This is a genomic window from Amycolatopsis oliviviridis (assembly GCF_014654365.1).
Taxonomy (GTDB): domain Bacteria; phylum Actinomycetota; class Actinomycetes; order Mycobacteriales; family Pseudonocardiaceae; genus Amycolatopsis; species Amycolatopsis oliviviridis.
Genome location: NZ_BNAY01000004.1, coordinates 294,181 through 311,117 on the forward strand (window position 1 = coordinate 294,181; position 16,937 = coordinate 311,117).

The following is a 16,937-nucleotide window of genomic DNA, read 5'->3' on the forward strand; positions in this document are numbered from 1 at the left end:
CCTCAAGGTAGTGAAGGAGGCCTTCACGGCGCACGGCGTCCTCTCGCCCGTGCCCCGGTTGTCCACAATGACCCCCGTCTGTGGACAACTCACGTCAGCTCCCCTCCCGACCCCTCAACGGCGATAGACTGGCTTCGGGGTCGCCCCCCTGGGACGGGTGGGGGGTGGGGTTAGTGACTCAAGAGCAGTGACTCAAGAGCGCGGCTGTTCCCAGAGCCAGAATTCGATGCCCTGGTCGTCCACGCAGTCGGCGCTCAGGCCGTAGGGCTGCTGTTCGGTTTCGCCGGCCTGGCCGCCCTGGGCGCGCACGCGGTCGAGAGCGGCGGCGAGATCGTCGACGGCGTACATGACCTTCCAGCCCACTTGCCGTCCCGGGCCACCCCAAAGTCCGCCCTGCAGGCCGGAACCTTCGACACCCCAACCGCCTTCGACCCGTCCGGGCGAGAACTGCCAGCCCAGAACGGCGCCGTAGAACGCCTTCGCGCGAGCATCGTCCGGGACCTGGAAGGTGAAGTAGCCCGCTTCGCCGTGCCGGATCGGCGTAGCGCCCGAAGGAGAAGAAGGTGCCGCTTGCGCGACGAGCCACCGCTGTCCGTACGGGTCCTTGATCTCCCCACTCAGCCCATGGCCTTCGTCGGCGACGGGACGCCGCAGTTCGCCGCCCAGTTCCACGGCCCGTGCGGCCGACGCGTGCGCGTCCGCGACCTCGACCCGGATCAGCGGGCCGCCGGCGGGCGCCACGACGATGCCCAGTTCGGGGAACTCTTCCGCGAACATCAGCACACTGTCCCCGATGGCCAGTTCCGCGTGCCCGACCCGGCCGTCCTCCATCACGACCGGGTCGGCCCGGCGCTGCGCGCCGAACACTTCGACGTAGAAGTCGAGCGCGGCACGCGCGTCGGTCACCACCAGGTACGGCGTCAAAGAACGCACTTCGGCGTTCGTCGTAGGTGTCATATCGGCTCCGTTCAGGACGGCGCGACGCAGGTTGTCGCGCAGTTCGGCGGCGAAGAGCGGGTCAGGATCCACAGCCTGAGAGGGCGCGCGAAGCGCGTCGAATGGATCAGACATCGCGCCCCTCCTTCTCCTGGTAAGCACGCCGGAACGCGGCACGGGCCCGCACGAGCAACGCTTCCGTGGCGTGCACCGTGCGCTCGAGATGGGCGGCGACCTCCGGTACCGGAAGGCCGTCGACGTAGCGAAGCGTCAAAGCGGCCCGATGATGCGCCCCGAGCGACGCGAGCACGTCGCGCGCCAGGAGCGCGTCCAGCCGCTCGTCCCACGGATCGGTGTACTCCTCCTTGTGGACGAGCCGCAGCCCGCGTTCCTCACGTTCCTTGCGCCGCCAGTGATCGGCGAGCTTGTGCCGGGCGACGCCGATCAGCCACCCGGTGCTCACTGGAGGTGCGAACTCCTTGCGACAGGCCCTCACCGCGCCGAGGAACGTCTCCGACGTCAATTCCTCGGCGAGGGTGCGATCACCGCACCGGGACAGCAGGTACCCGTAGACCTCCGGCAACGCCGTCTCGTACAGCGAAAGCAGCGCGAAGGCCGGGTCCCGATGCACCCGTGGTTCCGTCACATCCCCATCGTCGCTCGGGGAGCCACAACTCCGACGGGTGAAATCGAACTTTCTCAGATCCGCGGGTCCGGCAGCCGCCGCGCCACCGTGATCACGCCGACCGTCAGCACCGCCTGGATCCCGATGACCAGCACGAACGCACCCTTCATCCCGAGCGGGCCCGCCCCGGCGGACGCGAACAGCGTCCCCAGCGTCGCCACTCCCAGCGCCATCGCGGCCTGCTGCGACGTCGTCAGCATCCCGCTGCCGACCCCGGCGATCTCCGGCGGCACCTTCGACAACACGATCCGGAACACGGTCGTCATCGCGAGCCCCTGACCGAGACCGCACAGCAGCATCCCCGGCGCGAAATCGAGCACACCCAGATCCGGCCACTCCAGAGAAGCGGTGCCGATCAGCACCAGCAGCCCGAGCAGCTGGATCGACAGCCCGGCGGCCACCACCCGCTGCCCGAACCGCGTCACCAGCCGGCTGCTGACCAGGCACATCACGAAGAACGCGAGCGAGAGCGGCGCCGTCACCAGACCCGAACCGAGCGGGCCGAGGTGCAGGCCGTCCTGCAACGTCACCGCGAACACGAACATGAACGCGCTGAACCCGATGAAGAACGGCACACCGACCAACAGCCCTTGCCGCACACTCGGCATCCGCACCACCGACGGCGGCAGCAGCGGCACACCGCCCCGGCGTTCCATCCGGCGTTCGACGTGGACGAACCCGGCCGCGGCGAACGGGAACACCACGAGCAGCGCGACCGTCCACAGTGGCCAGCCCAGCACCGGACCCTCGGCCAGCGGGAGCAGCAGCGACACCAGGGCGATCGCCAGGAAGACCGTGCCCGGACGGTCGACGCCGATCGGGTTCCGCGAGCGGCTCTCCGGGACCAGCTTCCTGGCGACCACCAGGCCTGCGATCCCGACGGGAACGTTGATCAGGAAGATCGGCCGCCAGCCCGTGCCCCAGAGGTCGGCGGCGACCAGTGCCCCGCCGAGGAACTGACCGAGCACCATCGAGAGCCCGGCTGTCGCGCCGTAGAAGCCCAGCGCCTTGGCCCGGCGTTCACCGGTCGTGGTCGCCTGGATGATCGACAGCACCTGCGGCAGCATCAGCGCGGCCGCCGCCCCCTGCGCGGCCCTCGCCAACACCAGCGTCAACGCCGTCGGCGCGATCCCGCAGAGCAGGGAAGTGACGGTGAACGAGGCCAATCCGATCAGGAACAGCTTCCGACGGCCGAAGGCGTCGCCGAGCCGCCCGCCGACGACGAGCAGCACGGCGTACGCGATCCCATAGGCCGCGACCACCAGTTCCAAGGTCGCCGAAGAGGTCTGAAGGTCGGAACTGATCGCGGGCAAGGCGATGTTGACGATGAAGAAATCGATCAGGGGAAGTGCCGTCCCCAGCAGCACGGTGAACAGGCCCGCAGAGGTCAGGGCCGGTCCGGCGGCGACGCGCGCAGGCGTCACCGGAACTTGCGTCGAAGTCATGGATACCACGATCGGCCGATCCCCACCCTGGTACCAGGAGTGTGTTTATCCTGGTACCACCACTACCTGGTAACCGGCTTCGAGCTTTGCGAACCTGATGAGGTGACCATGACCGTCGATTCGCGAGTGGCCGACGTGCGACGGCACGAACTGGCCGCTTTCCTGCGCAGCCGCCGCGAGCGCATCACCCCGGACCAGGTCGGCCTGCCGATCAGCGGCAGGCGTCGCACGCCGGGACTGCGCCGCGAGGAGGTCGCGCAGCTGGCCGGGGTCGGGGTCACCTGGTACACGTGGCTCGAACAGGGCCGCGACATCAACGCGTCCGAGCAGGTACTGGACGCGATCTCCCGCACGCTGCGGCTCGACCCGTACGAGCACACGCATCTGTTCACCCTCGCCGGCGCGCCCGAGCCGCCGCTGGAGAAGGACTGCAAGCTCCTCAGCGAGAACGTCCACCGGATGATGGCGAAACTGGAGCCCTTCCCGGTCTGCGTGCGCAACGCGCGCTGCGACATCCTCGCCTACAACCGGGCCTACAACTGGCTGATGGGCGGCCTCGACGAGATCCCGTTCGAGGACCGCAACACCCTGATCCAGTGCCTGACCAACCCCGAATGGCGGCGGAGGCTCCCGGACTGGGAACTCAACCTGCCCCGCGTGGTCGCCGGTTTCCGTGCGGCGATGGCCGAACACCTCGCCGAACCGGCGTGGAAGAACCTCGTCAAGCGGCTGCGTCAGGAGTCCGACGTCTTCGAGCGAATGTGGAAGGAACACGACGTCTCCACCGAGCGGATCGTGCTCAAGCGGTACCTGCACCCGGACGTCGGCCTGCTGCGGTTCGAGTTCTCCTACCTGTACCTCGGGCGGCGTTCCGAAATCTCGTTGGCGACGCTGACCCCGGCGGACGAGGAAACCGCGGCGAAACTGCCCAGCTCCTTCTGAAGGGGGAGGCGGACCAGGCTCGCGAGGGAGTTTTTCCGCGGCGTCAGCGCCGACGCTGAGAGCATGACCGCAGCCATGGCCTCCCCCAAGGTCTCCAGTTCCCGCCTCATCGTCTGCTACGCCGCGATCCTCGGCACGCTCCCGTACCTGACCCTCAAAGCCTCCTGGGTCACGGGCGGCAGCCTCGGCCTTCGTGATCCGTCCTTTGTGGACTCCGACCTGATGCTCTTCGCGAACCTGCTCACCGGCGGGATGGACGTCGTCGCGGTGGTGCTCGCACTGGCGTTCACCTACTCCTGGGGCCGCCGGATCCCCGCACCGCTCGTGCTGTTCCCGATCTGGATCGGCACCGGACTGCTCGCGCCGATCGTGCTGAACCTCCCGGTGATCGTCGCCGACCTCGCGAAACCACAGCTGACCGAGATGCCGCTGGAGAACTGGGTCTGGGCCGTCGTCTACGGCGGATTCGCCTGGCAGGGTGTCCTGCTGCTGACCGCGTTCGTGCTCTACGCCCGCGACCGCTGGTGGTTCGTCGTCACCGGCACCGTGCGGCCGGGGACGATCGGCGTGGCCGGCAAGCTCGGCATCGTCGCCGCAGTGGTCTGCGCGATCGGCCACACGATCTGGGCGTTCGGCTCCGGCGGCCTGTCGGCCCGCGGCCAGGACGCCGTGATCGCGGTGCTCGGCCTGCTCGCCGCGATCGCGCTGGCGACCGTTTCGCGGGGCAGGTTCTGGCCGCGGCTGGTGCTGGTGTGGACCGGCGCCGGCGCCATGGCGGGCTCGGGAGCGTGGGGCCTGTTCGGCGCGTTCGCCATGGGATCCGCGGATCGTGCCCCGGTACTGGCCGTTCCGGTGCTGGCCGTCCAGGTGATCGGCGGGGTCCTGCTGATGACTTCGGTCCTACGGCGGCTACCGCACGCGGCGTAGCCGGGAAGCCGCTTTTCAACGGACGCAGTACGCCTCCGCCCCGGGTAGCTTTCGTCCTGTGCTGCTGAAAGAACGGTATCCGTGGAGCCCCTGGGTGGGCCGCGTGCTGCGCGTGGTGCTGCCGCTGGGGTTCGTCCTCGGGGCCACGAGCAGCGCTTCCCGCTGGCAACCGGACACCCCGCCGCTGACCACGTCCGGCGTCCTCTGGCTGGTCGCCACCGCACTGCCGTTGCTGGTGGTCCACCGGTACCCGATGCCGATCTTCCTGCTCACGTCCGCGCTGACCCTGGGCTACTACGCGTCGGGCAACCCGGGCGGGCCGGCGATCGTGCTGCCGACCATCGCGCTGTTCATGCTCACGAAGATCCGCGGGCCGGTCGTCGCGAGCATCACCGGCGGATCGCTGCTCCTGGCGGCAGGCATCGTGCTGTTCGTCCGGCACGGGTTCGGCACCTTCGACGTGCGTGCCGGGCTGGGGGTCGTCTGGGTGATCGCGGTCGTCGGGATCGGGACGGCGGTGCGCAACGGGCTGGCCGCCGCGCGGGCCCGCCGCGAGCAGGCCGACGAGCACCGCCACCGGATGGCCGAGCAGGAACGGCTCACCATCGCCCGCGAGGTCCACGACGTCGTCGCGCACAGCCTCGCGATGATCAACGTCCAGGCCGGGGTCGCCGCGCACGTCGCCGACAGACGCCCCGAGCAGGCCAAAGAGGCGTTGCTGAACATCAAGGAAGCGAGCGCTTCGGCGCTGAAGGACCTTCGCGCGACGTTGGCCGTGCTGCGGTCCGGGGAAGACAAGGCGCCCGCGCCGAGCCTCGCGCAGGCCGAGGAGTTGTTCGAGCACGCGCGGGCCACCGGGCTGGAGGTCCGCGTCGACGGCGAGCCGGGGCAGTTGCCCGCCCCGGTCGACGGCGCCGCGTACCGGATCCTGCAGGAATCGCTGACGAACGTGGTCCGCCACGCGAACCAGGCGCGCGGGGTCGACGTCAGGTTCGAGCGGAAAACCGGTGCGCTGACCCTGCTCGTCCGCGACGATGGCCATGGCGCCGTCGAGCCCGCGCCCGGACACGGGCTGCGCGGGATGGCCGAACGGGCGGCCGCGCTGGGGGGCGCGCTCACGACGTCCGTGGTGGACGGCGGATTCCAGGTCCGCGTGGATCTGCCGATCAAGGGGGACGAATGACGATCCGGGTGGTTCTCGCCGACGACCAGGCGCTGGTGCGCGCCGGTTTCCGCGTGTTGCTGGAGACCGAAGACGGCTTCGAGGTCTGCGCCGAGGCGGGTGACGGCGAACAGGCCGTCGCGGCCGCCGTCGAGCACGAACCGGACATCGTCGTGATGGACGTCCGGATGCCCGGGGTCGACGGGCTCGAAGCGACGCGGCGGATCACCGCGAACCCGGAGCTGGCCGGGGTGAAGGTCCTGGTCCTGACCACTTTCGACGTCGACGAGTACGTCTACGAGGCGTTGCGCGCCGGCGCGAGCGGATTCCTGCTGAAGGACACCGATCCGGTGGAACTGCTGCGGGCGCTGAAGGTGGTCGCCGCGGGGGAGGCCCTGCTGGCGCCGACCGTGACCCGGCGGCTGATCGCGGAGTTCGTCGACCGGCCGGAGAACCGCCGCATCGACGTGAGCGCCGTCCGCGAGATCACCGACCGCGAACGCGAGGTCCTCGGCCTGGTCGCCGGCGGTATGTCGAACGACGAGATCGCCGCGCATCTGGTGATCTCGACGGCCACCGCGCGCACGCACGTCAGCCGCATCATGACCAAGATCGGCGCGCGCGACCGGGCACAGCTGGTGGTGCTGGCCTACGAGTCCGGCCTGGTCAGCCCGCGCCGCCCGTGAGGTTCCCCCAAAAAGCTGAGATTGCGGAAAAATCCCGCCGCTCACGGGGAGTCGTCAAGTGGGACGTAACGCTGACACTCCGTTAATTCGGGGGAGTGCACGTGCAGATGCACGTCCCGGGCATGCGTGGGCGGGCGGCCGTCTCGGCTGCCGTCGCCGTCTCATCTTCGTCTCCACCAGGGGACCGGTGAAGCCGTCGCCGAATTCCGGCGGGCGATGAGAAATCATCCGCGCGTACTGCTAATGCTGAATTCCTCGCGAGTCCAAGAGTGCCGCGCCGAATCTCCTCTCGCCTTTGTGCACGCTGCGTGATTTTCCGCTCGGCCGTCGCGCGGAATGGCGGTCACTTTCCGTCGCGAAAACGCTCCCCGGACAGTGGTGACAGAGACTGTGTTGCTTTCTCGCAATGGCGCTGAGCACTAGTCTCCGGCTGAACGACGCGTGGCGACGTCACCTACCTGACGTGATTCTCACCCTGCCGGGCAAGGACTCGACGCGCTTTCTTCTCTCACTGGGAGTTACTATTGACGGCAAAGACATCTGATCCACTTCTGGTGCTCACCGTGGGCGTCGTCGTTCTCGCCTACATCGTTTTCGCCGCGATCCTCACCCGCCTTCTGCTCGCCGGAAGGGTCGCCCAGCCCGCGAAGGTCATCGGATCGGTCGCCGCGCTCGTGGCCGGACTCCCGGCGATCCTCTACGCGTTCGCGGCGGTGGTCGGCTGATGGGCGGGGATTTCCTGGCGGCGGTCACCGAACGGCAGCGCCAGCGGCTGCTCGACCTCGGCAAGCACGTGGACCACGCGGCCGGAACGACTCTGCTCAACCAGGGCGACCCGACGCCCCCGGTGCTGATCCTGCGATCCGGTTTCGTGAAGGCGCTGCGCGCGGCACAGGGCGGCACGCCGCCGATGATCGTGGACCTGCTCGGCGCCGGTGACGTCCTCGGCGTCGAGGACTGCCTGGCCAGAAGGTCGAGCCACCTCTCGTTCGTCGCCACGAAACCGGTTCGTGCGCTGGAGATCCCGCAGAACGCCTTCCACGGTTTTCTCGACGACGACAAGCAGGCGATGGCCTTGATCGCCGTGGACCTGGCCGTCCGGCTGCGGCTGCGGAACGTCGCGCTGGGTTTCGCGACGGCCAAGGTCCGGAGCCGGTTGACCGCGTACCTGACCCGGCTGCAGGCGCTCTACGGGATTCCCGGTGACAGCGGCGTCGTCATCGACGTGGGGCTGAACCACGCGGATCTCGCGTCCGCGATCGGCGCCTCGGCGGCGTCGGTCAACGCCGAGATGGCGAAACTGAAGAACGAGGGGTTCTTGACCACCGGATACAAGACGATCCACGTGAAGAAACGCTTGCGCGAGGACGGCCCTCCGCTTTCCCCGTCTCCTGCCGCCCGGCCGCGGCGGATTCCGCAGATGCGGATCGGCCGTCGAATCGCGATGGGATGAACGGGGCTTTCACCGGGAAATCCGCGAGGAAAGCCCCGTTCTTCCTCATTTTTTGCGCCGCGGGGTGCGCAAGACGATGTCAGCCGCGCTTCAGCTGAAGCGCGAGCCGTATGACGAATACGACGGCCAGCGCGGCGACCAGGGCGACTTCCCAGGCCATGGCTGTTCCTCCTCGTCCGACAACGCAACGATGCTCTGCCCATAAGGCGCATCACCGGGGGAGGTCGTTCACCGACACGGCCCAACTCACACTTTCGGACTAACGCCACGCCCACTCCCCGTGCAATGAAAGGCCCCTTCATCGCAAAATTTGCGATGAAGGGGCCTTTCATTGCGCTTGAGACCTACAGAGCGCTTCCGACCGCCGCCCACACCCGATGCGGGTCGAGGTCCATCGGCCGCGAGTCCGGATCCGGCCGCAACCGGCGCAGCAGCACCTGCTGCACCAGCGTCGCCGGCCGGTCGGCCGAGGCGACCCGCCGCCAGAACAGGTGATCCTCCAGGCCCTCGAACAGCACCTCGGAGTTCCACCCGCCGAATTCGTCGACCAGCGACCGCCGCACCAGATAGCCGCTGCCCAGGTACGGCAGCGTCCGCAGGCGCCGTTCCTCCGGCGGCAACGCGCCGACCAGGCCGTCCACCGGATCCGCGACCGGGCAGTGCACGACGTCGGCGCCCTCGGAAGCGGCCAGCAACCGCTCCAGCAGGAACTCCGAAGCGCGCATCCCGCCGTCGAGCACCAGCAGCCAGGACGCCGCCGAACGCTCCAGCAGCGAGTTCCGCGTGAACCCGCGGCCGAGTGGGGTGTCGTGCAGCAGGACGTCGTACGGGCGCGGCCGCGGCCACGGGTGCACGCCGTCCTCGCCGACGAGCACCTTCCGCGGGGTCACGCTGCCGGTGAGCAGGTCGTTCGCGAGCTCGTCCGGGTCGACCTCACCGGTCCGGCGCACGATCAGCACGTCGACGTCGGCGGTGCCCGCCGACGAAGCAGCCGCGGGCTCCCAGCGACGGGTGGCGACCCGTCGCGCGCCCGCCGCGCGCTGCGCGATCCGTGCCGACAACGCCGTCCCGCGGGCCGAAGCCGGACCGCCGGTGGACCGGTCGCCCGCGAACCGCGCGTCGAACGACGGGGTGTCGACGGCCAGCGCGTTCTCGGGGTTCCGCAGGCTCGTGGCCAGCGCCCGTGCCGGGGCGATGTCCGCGGCCGGCGTCGAACCCAGCGAGGCCGCCAGGTCGATCAGCCGCCGCGCGGACGCCGTCATGTCCAGCGACTTCACGAAACCGTAGGCGGCCGAACGCAGATGCCGTTCACGTTCGGGCTCGTCGGCCAGCGCGGCGACGACCGAACCCAGCGCCTCCGGCCGCGCGAGCACCAGATGCTCGCCGGGGACCAGCGGTTCGACGTCGGCGGACGTCTCGCTGACCACCACACAGCCGTTGGTCATCGCTTCGAGCGTCCGCACCCACTCCAGGGTCTGCTTCTGCTCGCGGTGCAGGTTCAGCAGGAACCGCGACCGCGCGAGATGCTCGAACTTCGCCTTGCCAGGCAGGAAGTCGACGCGGGCGGTGGTCATCGGCTCGTGCGGCGGGGTCAGCAGCCGCGTCCGCAGCCCGGCGAGCTCCCGCGCGTACGAACCGAGCAGCACCGAACGCCGCCGCTCGGCCGTGCCGAGGTAGGTGACGTCGAGGTCGCGCGGACTGTCGAGGTCGCCGCCCCACAGATCCCACAGCGGGCTGTAGCCGAGCTGGAAATGCTCGACGGTGATCCCGCGCCGCCGCAGCTCGGCGGTCGAATCGGTGTTGATGTCGACGGCGCCGCCCAGGATGGAGAGCAGTTCGGCGTTGCGCTCGAAGGTCGCCGTCCCGGGGTGCTCCACACAGAACCCGATGGTGCGGCGGCACTGTTCGGCGGTCGGGAAGTCGGAGTCCGGGGCGGTCACGAAATACTCGTGCGGGACGACGACGTACACCGTGTCGTTCCCGGCCTCGGGGTACTTGCCGATCGCGGTCCTGGCCTTGCCGCCCGCCGTGCGCACGGCGTCGGCGACCACCTCCAGGAGTTCCTCCATGAAGGCGGAACCGCCCTCGGCCGAGACGAAGCAGAGTTCGGTCACGGCCGGTCCATCTTCTTCCGCACGACCCGCAGCGGCGCGGTGACCCGCCAGCTGACGGTGCGGCGGGTGGCGTCGAGTTCCCTGGCCATCTCGGCGGCGAGCCGTTCGGCGTTGAGCAGCCGCTGCCGGTCGGCCGAAGGTTCGCCACCGGGCAGGACGTCCGCGTCGACGACGCCCGCCGACACCACGAGTTCGGCGTCGAGCAGCGCGAGCCGCAGCTTGTCCCGCTCCTCGCGGCAGGTCTTCAGCTCCGCGCGCAGCGAATCACGCTGCTGGTGCGCGAGCAGGACCTCGGCCTCCAGCGCCCGCAGCCGCGCCTTCGCGACATCGAGTTCTTCCCGCTGCGAGGCGAGCTCTTGGTCCACAGCGGCGGACTCGCCTTCGTTCGGCGCGGCGGCGGTGGCCTCGCGCAGTTCGTGCTCGGTGTCGGCCAGTTTGGCCTTCAGCCGGTCCTGTTCGGCGGTGAAGACCTGCCGCTCGGCCCGGAGCCGGGTCAGCTCGGCCTGGACACGGCCGGGAATGTCGGTGTCAGACATGAACGCCCCCACTCAGTTCGGTCAAGATTTCGGAGTACTCACGCGCGTAACCCGCCGGGTCGAGCCACGGCAACAGCTTCTCGTGCGCGGCCTTCGCCATCTCACGGCGGCGCGTGGCGGGCGTGCCCAGCGCACGCAGCAACGCCGCCGTCAGCGCGTCGACGTCGTTGGTCTCGAACAGCCAGCCCGTCTCGCCGTCGACGATCATCTCCCGCGCGCCGAACACGTCGGTCGCCGCGACGGGGATGCCGCAGCAGACAGCTTCGAGGATCGACCGCGGCAGCGATTCGATGTCGGAGCTGTTCACGAAGATGTCCGCGGCCTGGAGCCAGCGCAGCGGATCCGGCTGGATCGGCACCAGGTTGACCGACTTCTCCAGCCCGGCGCGCTCGACGGATTCCTCCATCGCCAGCCCGTACGGCGACGGGTGCAGGCCGACGATCGAAAGCTTCGCCTCGGGGTGGATCTTGTGGATCCGCTCCATCGCGGAGATCAGCGGCGCCTGCCCCTTGCGGGATTCCGCGATGCCGATGTTGACCAGCACGATGTCGTCCGGCGAGTAGCCGAGCATGTTCCGCGCCTGCCGCCGCGTCTCCGACCGCGTCCGGCCGCCGAACTTGTGCATCGGCGTGCCGTAGCGGACGGTCCGGCAGCGCTCCGGCTTGCTGTACGGGAGGAACATCTCGCGCGTCGCGTCCGCGACGAACAGCAGCCTGTCGACCTCGCCGAGCGTGCTCTCCCAGCGCTTCCACACCGCGGCGGGCGGCTTCACCGGGCCCCAGTTCTGGTAGGCGAACGCGGGCAGCGAGAAGCTCTCGTGGATGACCCACGCCGTAGGCATCCCGGCCCGCTTCGCCGCGTCCGCGCCGACGAAGCCGCCGAGAGTGTTGACGAGCGCGACGCCCGCTCCGGAGCACTTCGCGAAGCGCGCCAGCTCGGCGACGTGACCTTCGTAGGCAGGCACCGTCTGGTTCCGGTAGTGCGTCGTGACGTGCACGGGGATGCCGAGTTCGTGGCAGTCCGCGCGCAGCGGCCCGTCGGTTTCGCTGACCAGGCTGACCTGCCAGCCGTGGTCGGTCACCATCCGGCTCAGCAGTTCCTGCAGCCACAGCTGCCCGCCGCCGACGCCGAGGCTGTGGGTGAACACCAGCACGTGCTTCGGATCGGTCGGGATGTTCACGCGCGCCATCGCGCGGGCGGTGTCACCGGCCAGCTCGTCGGCGAGTTCGGCGTCGTCCAAGTCCGCGACGGGGTTGCGAAGCGTGAAAGTGCGCTTCGCCGACACGACCTCGCCGACGCCTTCGGTGCGGTACCGGACGCGAAGCGACAGCGTCCGCTCTTCGCCGTACGGGAGGTCGACGGGCACCCAGGCCTCGAAACCGCTCACGGCGGCGTCGTCGAATCCGGGGAATTCCTTGGGGACGTCCTTGCGCGGAAGGCGGGTGCGCGCGCTGACCGTGCCACCGCCTTCGACCATGACCTCGATCAGGCTCGGCGCGCGGCCCTGCAGCATCGCCCACCCCGTCACGTAGACGACGTGTCCTTCGGTGACCTTGCCCTGCTTCGGCGCTTCGAGTTCGCCCAGCCATAGCGGTTCTTCGCCCGGCAGCGTTCCGACGTGGACGGTCGCCTGGTTCAGCACGCGCTCGTCCGGGCCGGTGACGACGATGTCCTGCGTGCCCGCGGGAACCCAGGTGGCCGGGACCGCACGCCAGCCGAAGGTGCCTTCGGGCGCGCCGGGGCACGGCTCGGGGAACAGGTTCGCCTCGACGTCCGCGATGGACACGGACATCTCGTCGATCCGGCTGATCCCGGTCGTCCAGCCCCGGAGCTCGAACAGGTGCCCGACCGGCCGGTCCGGGGTCAGGATGCCGGCGGTATGCAGGCTCGTCATCGCTTCGCTACCTCGTCTTCGTTCGTCGCCACACCGGCGCCGACCTTCGTTGAACGGTACTCGTGGACGGTTCTCGCCAGGCGCTTTCGCCAGATTTCGGCGATGGCCTCCCGCACCTCTGCCGTGCCGTGGACGGTGCCGCTGGAGGCGATCGTCGAGAAGGCGACCTCACGCTCCATCGCACTGTCCACAAAGGAGGGATGGAGACCGATCAGCACACCGAGCCAGCCCGCCAGATCGCGCATCGAGCCGCCGTCCGCCGCCGCGGACCAGCCCGCGTCCGCGAGCTTGTCGGCCAGCACCAGCACTCCGCGCTCGACCACTTCGGACACCCCGGCGCCCGCGTTCCGCCACTCGAGGTCGATCGGGCGCAGCCTCGCGCCGTCGACGAGGACGTTGTGCGGCACCAGATCCCACAGCGCCTCGACCCCGCGCGAGGCCTCCGCGCGGACGAGATCCCGCCATCCGGTGAGCAGTTCCGCGACCCGTTCCGGCTCGTCAAGCAGGACCTCGACCATCGTCGGGGCGTCGTACACCTTGTCCGCGCACGGCCCGACCGAGATCCCGCCGACCGGCGGCGACGGGACCAGCGGCACGCGGCGGACCTCGGCGCCCTCCCCGGTGCGGACGACGTCGGCACGCGTGCAGGCGAACGCGGCGCGCTCGGCGGTGTTGAAGTAGGTCGCGAGCCGGTACGGGGGCCAGAGCGCGGCGGCGCCGGGACCACAGAGCAGGGCGAGACCGTTCGAGGGACCGCCGGCGATCGCGGCGGACAGCCGCGGCAGTTCGGTGTCGATCTGGGCGCCGCGCACCGCGCGGGCGACCTCGTGACCGGGAGAACAGAGCAGCTCACGCCGCACTTCGAGGCCCGCCGCCGCGAGCGTCCGGGCGACACCGCGCGAAGCCGTCAACACCACGAGAGCACCCGTCGGGGACAGCCGCTCGCGAACCCAGTACAGCAGGTTCCGCGTCGCGTACGGCTGCTGGACGACGACGAGGTCGTAGGCGCCGGGGACCAACTTGTCGTGCACCTTCACGGTGGCGAGGCCGCGGGTGCGGAACCGCACTGCGGCGGCGCGGACCGGATCGGCCTCGACGGCGTCCACCGTCGCCGCGACCTCGCCCAGATACCGCGTCAGCCCGCCGAAACCGGCACCGACCTCCAGCACCCGCGCAGCCTTCGGCAGCACGAGCGCCCGGAGGACGTTCGCGGCGCCGTGATCGAGCGGAGCACGCTCGGCGGTGTCCCAGCCGGCGAAGTGCAGTTCGTCGGACAGCGAACCGGTGTCTTCGGCCAGGGAAAGCAGGGTCGTGAGCAGCCGTGCCGTCTCAGCAGGCATCGATCAGCTGGTGACGGCGTAGTTTTCCAGCGTCTTCTTCACCGCACGCTGGTACGTGCCGCTCAGCGCCTTCTCGCCCTCTTCCCCGCCGAGCGGGTTCTGCAGGATGTCGACCCGGACGATGTTGTTGCCGCTGATCCAGGTACCCCGGTAGCTGCCCTTGTCCCCGTCGATCTTCTTCTGGAAGTTCAGCTTCGGCGGCATCCCCGGCAGCGGCTCGGTGATCTGCACGAAGCCGTTGCTCGTCTGGAACTGGCGCAGCTGCTTGACCAGGTCACCGGCGGCACCGGGGCTGGTCAGCGGGATGACCGTGATCGAGATCTTCGCCGGCTGCGGCCCGGTCTCGTCCGGCTGCTTCTGCGAGCCCCGGTACGCGACCTGCTTCACGCCGGCGGCGATGACCAGATCCGCCTCGCCCTTCTCCATGCCGGTGATCTCGGCCAGCTGGGCCGCCGTGATCACGCCGCTCTTCTGGTCCTCGTCGCCGGACTGCTCCGGGATCTTCTCGAACAGCAGCTCTTCGGGCGTCTTCGGCTTGGCTGAGGACGTCGGGGGAGCGGGCGGCTGGTTCGACTGCGGCGCGGCCGTCGGGTCCGGCGGGGTGTCGCCGCCGCCGGAGAAGGCGAAGTAACCGCCGACGCCCAGACCGGCGAGCACCAGGACGGCCACGATCGCGATGATGGCGATCTTGCCGCCCTTGCCCTTGGGCTTGTCTTCGAACAGCTCAGGGCCCTGCTTGACCCACTCCGTGCTGCCGACCGGCGAGATCGGCGGGAAGTCCGAACCACCCCACGGCGGGCTGGCGTCGGTGTCGGTCCAGCCCTGCTGCTGCGGCTGTTGCTGCTGGTAACCCTGGTGCTGCTGCGGGAAGCCGCCCGCGGGCGAGGCCTGGCCCTGCTGGGGGAAGCCGCCCGCCGGGGACGACTGTCCCTGCTGCGGGAAACCACCCGGCGGCGACGCCATCGGCGGCACGACCTGGGTGCGGTTCGGGTCGGCCTGCTGTTGCTGCCAGTTCGGGACGACCTGGGTGCGCTCGGCCTCGCCGTTCTGCGGCGGCTGGTTCACCGGCGCGATGATCTGGGTCGAGTCGGCGCTGTTGGGCTGACCGGTCTGCTGCGGCGCCTGCTGCTGCGGCTGCGCGGGCGGCTGCTGCTGGAAGGGCTGCTGCGGCTGCTGGCCGGGCTGCTGGACCTGCTGCTGGGCGGGGTCGCCGTACGCGACCGCCGAGGACAGGACCTGGTCACGGCGGAGCCGGTAATCGTCCGCGGAGAGCCGTCCAGATGCGAGCTCTTCGTCCAGATTGCGCAGCTCTTCCTGCCAGGACACCACCGGCCCCCTTATCCGAATCAATGCGGGAGAAGGCTCCCGGCCGTCGCGATACCACCACTGCGGTGACCTCGCACATTCTGCACTGCCCGGACTGGCTGCGCCCTCGCGGGTCGAATCGTGATCTCCCCGCGACCTGTGCGTCTCAGCTCGCCGGGAGAACGGTGTCCAACGAGGTCAGCGTCTGCTCCAGGCGGGTGTCGAGCGCCTGCGGGTCGCCGCCGAGCGGCTGGGAGACCCAAGTGGTCACGGCCATCGTCCCCGAGACGTAACCGACGCCGCTGAGCTGGCCGTTCTGGTTCGCGCCGACGAGCGCGAGCCGATCGCCGACGCGCTGTTCGCGTAGTCCGGCGTTGACCGAGTTCTCCCGGAAGTAGTTGACGATCGCCGCCGCGTCCTTCGGGTCGTTGGCCGGGATCACCAGGACGAGGTAACTGTTCGCACCTTCGTTCGAACCCTTGTAGGTGACGGACGCGACGTTCTTCGACGTGAGGTAGTCGCCCGCGGCCTTCGAGTAGAGGTTGAGCTCGACACCCTTCACGACCGACATCGTCGAGTTGTCCTTCGACGGAGTCCCGGGCAGCGCGGGCAGCCGGTCTTCCAACGGCGTCTGGGTGCTGTTGGGCGGGCCCGACGGCGCGAGACCGTCCGGCGGCGCGGCGACGCTCGGCGCGGGCGGCTGGTCGGCGACGTTCGAGGACTGTGACGAGCCCAGCCACAGCGTCCCGCCGATGATCAGCGCCAGCACGACCAGCACGCCGGCGCCGATGAACAGCCAGGTCGGCTTGCGTTTGCCGACGACCGCGTAGTCCTGGTGGTCCTCGGGAGGAGCGTGGTGGCGCGGGCCGGGTTCGGGGGCCAGCGGCGGGAGCGGTCGGTTCGGCTGGCGGGCCGGCGGCCTGTCCCTCACCGGCGGCGGCTCGGCGCGCAGGTAGACCGTCGGATTGATGTCGGCGGGAGAAGGCGCGGTGGTCTTGTGGTCCGCGATCCGCGGGATGGCGGTCTTCTTCTCCGCGGGCGGCTTGGGCTGCTCGACGGTCACCGGCGGCGGCGTGTGCACCGGCTGCGTCTGCTGCGGGTACGGCTGCGTTTGTTGTTGGTACGGCTGGGTTTGCTGGAACTGCGGCGGCTGCTGGACCGTGACGGTCGGCTGCTCGACCGGCCGCGCGGCGGGATTGGCGCTGTGCCACTCCCCGCCCGGGCGCCGCAACGGTGAAGGGACCGGCGACGGCATCGTCCCGCCGGAGGCCTCCGCCAGGAGTTCGTCGCGTTTCCGGCGGTGTTCGGCGTGTCCGATACGACCCGCGGCCAGCTCGACGTCCAGCAGTCGAAGCTCGTCTTGCCAGCTCATTCAGCCCCCTGCCGCCGGGTGTGGGCAGCCAGTGTTGCATGCACCCTTATGGGTGGTTGATGTGGTCTTTCCACATTCTCGCGTCCACTCACGACCTGGTCCAGCACCGATCTTGCGGCGGGTGAAGGGGACTTTCCCCG

15 protein-coding genes are annotated in these 16,937 nt (G+C 69.7%); 6 read left to right on the plus strand and 9 right to left on the minus strand.

Going from position 1 to position 16,937, the window contains the following annotated elements:
* Window positions 1-192: 192 nt before the first annotated feature.
* The 3 genes from IE302_RS19170 to IE302_RS19180 are packed head-to-tail and all read right to left on the minus strand — an operon-like array spanning window position 193 to window position 3,066.
* Entirely contained in the window at window positions 193-1,071 is an 879-nt protein-coding gene (locus tag IE302_RS19170; RefSeq protein WP_191255875.1) for a VOC family protein, read from the minus strand.
* Entirely contained in the window at window positions 1,064-1,582 is a 519-nt protein-coding gene (locus IE302_RS19175; protein WP_191255876.1) for an RNA polymerase sigma factor, read from the minus strand. Before IE302_RS19175 ends, IE302_RS19170 begins: the two co-directional genes overlap by 8 nt.
* Window positions 1,583-1,635: 53 nt before the next feature.
* Window positions 1,636-3,066 (minus strand): MFS transporter, encoded by a 1,431-nt coding sequence (locus IE302_RS19180; RefSeq protein WP_191255877.1) that lies wholly within the window; start codon window positions 3,064-3,066, stop codon window positions 1,636-1,638.
* Between the two features lie 108 nt (window positions 3,067-3,174).
* Here IE302_RS19180 and IE302_RS19185 point away from each other — a divergent pair, with 108 nt between their 5' ends.
* From IE302_RS19185 to IE302_RS19210, 6 genes are all read left to right on the plus strand, one after another.
* A complete protein-coding gene (locus IE302_RS19185) occupies window positions 3,175-4,008 on the plus strand; it encodes a helix-turn-helix transcriptional regulator (protein ID WP_191255878.1) in 834 nt (277 codons plus the stop codon).
* Window positions 4,009-4,071: 63 nt separating this feature from the next.
* Window positions 4,072-4,935: a hypothetical protein gene (locus tag IE302_RS19190; protein ID WP_229907847.1), complete on the plus strand. Its 864-nt coding sequence runs from the start codon at window positions 4,072-4,074 to the stop codon at window positions 4,933-4,935.
* 58 nt (window positions 4,936-4,993) lie between these two features.
* On the plus strand, window positions 4,994-6,118 hold the full coding sequence (locus IE302_RS19195) for a sensor histidine kinase (RefSeq protein ID WP_191255879.1): 1,125 nt from the start codon (window positions 4,994-4,996) through the stop codon (window positions 6,116-6,118).
* Complete coding sequence (locus IE302_RS19200; RefSeq protein WP_191255880.1) at window positions 6,115-6,783, plus strand: response regulator; 669 nt, start codon at window positions 6,115-6,117, stop codon at window positions 6,781-6,783. The genes IE302_RS19195 and IE302_RS19200 overlap by 4 nt, the downstream gene beginning before the upstream one ends.
* 563 nt (window positions 6,784-7,346) lie before the next feature.
* Complete coding sequence (locus IE302_RS19205; protein WP_191255881.1) at window positions 7,347-7,508, plus strand: hypothetical protein; 162 nt, start codon at window positions 7,347-7,349, stop codon at window positions 7,506-7,508.
* Window positions 7,508-8,236 carry a Crp/Fnr family transcriptional regulator gene (locus IE302_RS19210; RefSeq protein WP_191255882.1) on the plus strand — a complete coding sequence of 243 codons (729 nt, stop codon included), beginning with the start codon at window positions 7,508-7,510 and terminating at the stop codon, window positions 8,234-8,236. The genes IE302_RS19205 and IE302_RS19210 overlap by 1 nt, the downstream gene beginning before the upstream one ends.
* 344 nt (window positions 8,237-8,580) lie before the next feature.
* On the opposite strand, the gene IE302_RS19215 is transcribed toward IE302_RS19210, so the two are convergent.
* The 6 genes from IE302_RS19215 to IE302_RS19240 all read right to left on the minus strand — a co-directional run bounded on the left by IE302_RS19215 (window position 8,581) and on the right by IE302_RS19240 (window position 16,797).
* Window positions 8,581-10,350 (minus strand): glycosyltransferase family protein, encoded by a 1,770-nt coding sequence (locus IE302_RS19215; protein ID WP_191255883.1) that lies wholly within the window; start codon window positions 10,348-10,350, stop codon window positions 8,581-8,583.
* Entirely contained in the window at window positions 10,347-10,886 is a 540-nt protein-coding gene (locus IE302_RS19220; RefSeq protein WP_229907848.1) for a hypothetical protein, read from the minus strand. The genes IE302_RS19215 and IE302_RS19220 overlap by 4 nt, the downstream gene beginning before the upstream one ends.
* Entirely contained in the window at window positions 10,879-12,780 is a 1,902-nt protein-coding gene (locus IE302_RS19225; protein WP_191255885.1) for a glycosyltransferase family 4 protein, read from the minus strand. Before IE302_RS19225 ends, IE302_RS19220 begins: the two co-directional genes overlap by 8 nt.
* Entirely contained in the window at window positions 12,777-14,120 is a 1,344-nt protein-coding gene (locus IE302_RS19230; protein WP_191255886.1) for a methyltransferase, read from the minus strand. Before IE302_RS19230 ends, IE302_RS19225 begins: the two co-directional genes overlap by 4 nt.
* Window positions 14,121-14,123: 3 nt before the next feature.
* On the minus strand, window positions 14,124-15,449 hold the full coding sequence (locus IE302_RS19235; protein ID WP_191255887.1) for a flagellar basal body-associated FliL family protein: 1,326 nt from the start codon (window positions 15,447-15,449) through the stop codon (window positions 14,124-14,126).
* 142 nt (window positions 15,450-15,591) lie between these two features.
* A complete protein-coding gene (locus IE302_RS19240; protein ID WP_191255888.1) occupies window positions 15,592-16,797 on the minus strand; it encodes a hypothetical protein in 1,206 nt (401 codons plus the stop codon).
* Between the last annotated feature and the right edge of the window lie 140 nt (window positions 16,798-16,937).

Excerpts from the sequence above, each read along its gene's own strand:
- IE302_RS19170 (WP_191255875.1), bottom strand. The coding sequence starts at position 1,071 with ATGTCTGATCCATTCGACGCGCTTCGCGCGCCCTCTCAGGCTGTGGAT.
- IE302_RS19180 (WP_191255877.1), bottom strand. The coding sequence starts at position 3,066 with ATGACTTCGACGCAAGTTCCGGTGACGCCTGCGCGCGTCGCCGCCGGA.
- IE302_RS19185 (WP_191255878.1), top strand. The coding sequence starts at position 3,175 with ATGACCGTCGATTCGCGAGTGGCCGACGTGCGACGGCACGAACTGGCC.
- IE302_RS19190 (WP_229907847.1), top strand. The coding sequence starts at position 4,072 with ATGACCGCAGCCATGGCCTCCCCCAAGGTCTCCAGTTCCCGCCTCATC.
- IE302_RS19200 (WP_191255880.1), top strand. The coding sequence starts at position 6,115 with ATGACGATCCGGGTGGTTCTCGCCGACGACCAGGCGCTGGTGCGCGCC.
- IE302_RS19210 (WP_191255882.1), top strand. The coding sequence starts at position 7,508 with ATGGGCGGGGATTTCCTGGCGGCGGTCACCGAACGGCAGCGCCAGCGG.
- IE302_RS19220 (WP_229907848.1), bottom strand. The coding sequence starts at position 10,886 with ATGTCTGACACCGACATTCCCGGCCGTGTCCAGGCCGAGCTGACCCGG.
- IE302_RS19225 (WP_191255885.1), bottom strand. The coding sequence starts at position 12,780 with ATGACGAGCCTGCATACCGCCGGCATCCTGACCCCGGACCGGCCGGTC.
- IE302_RS19230 (WP_191255886.1), bottom strand. The coding sequence starts at position 14,120 with ATGCCTGCTGAGACGGCACGGCTGCTCACGACCCTGCTTTCCCTGGCC.
- IE302_RS19240 (WP_191255888.1), bottom strand. The coding sequence starts at position 16,797 with ATGAGCTGGCAAGACGAGCTTCGACTGCTGGACGTCGAGCTGGCCGCG.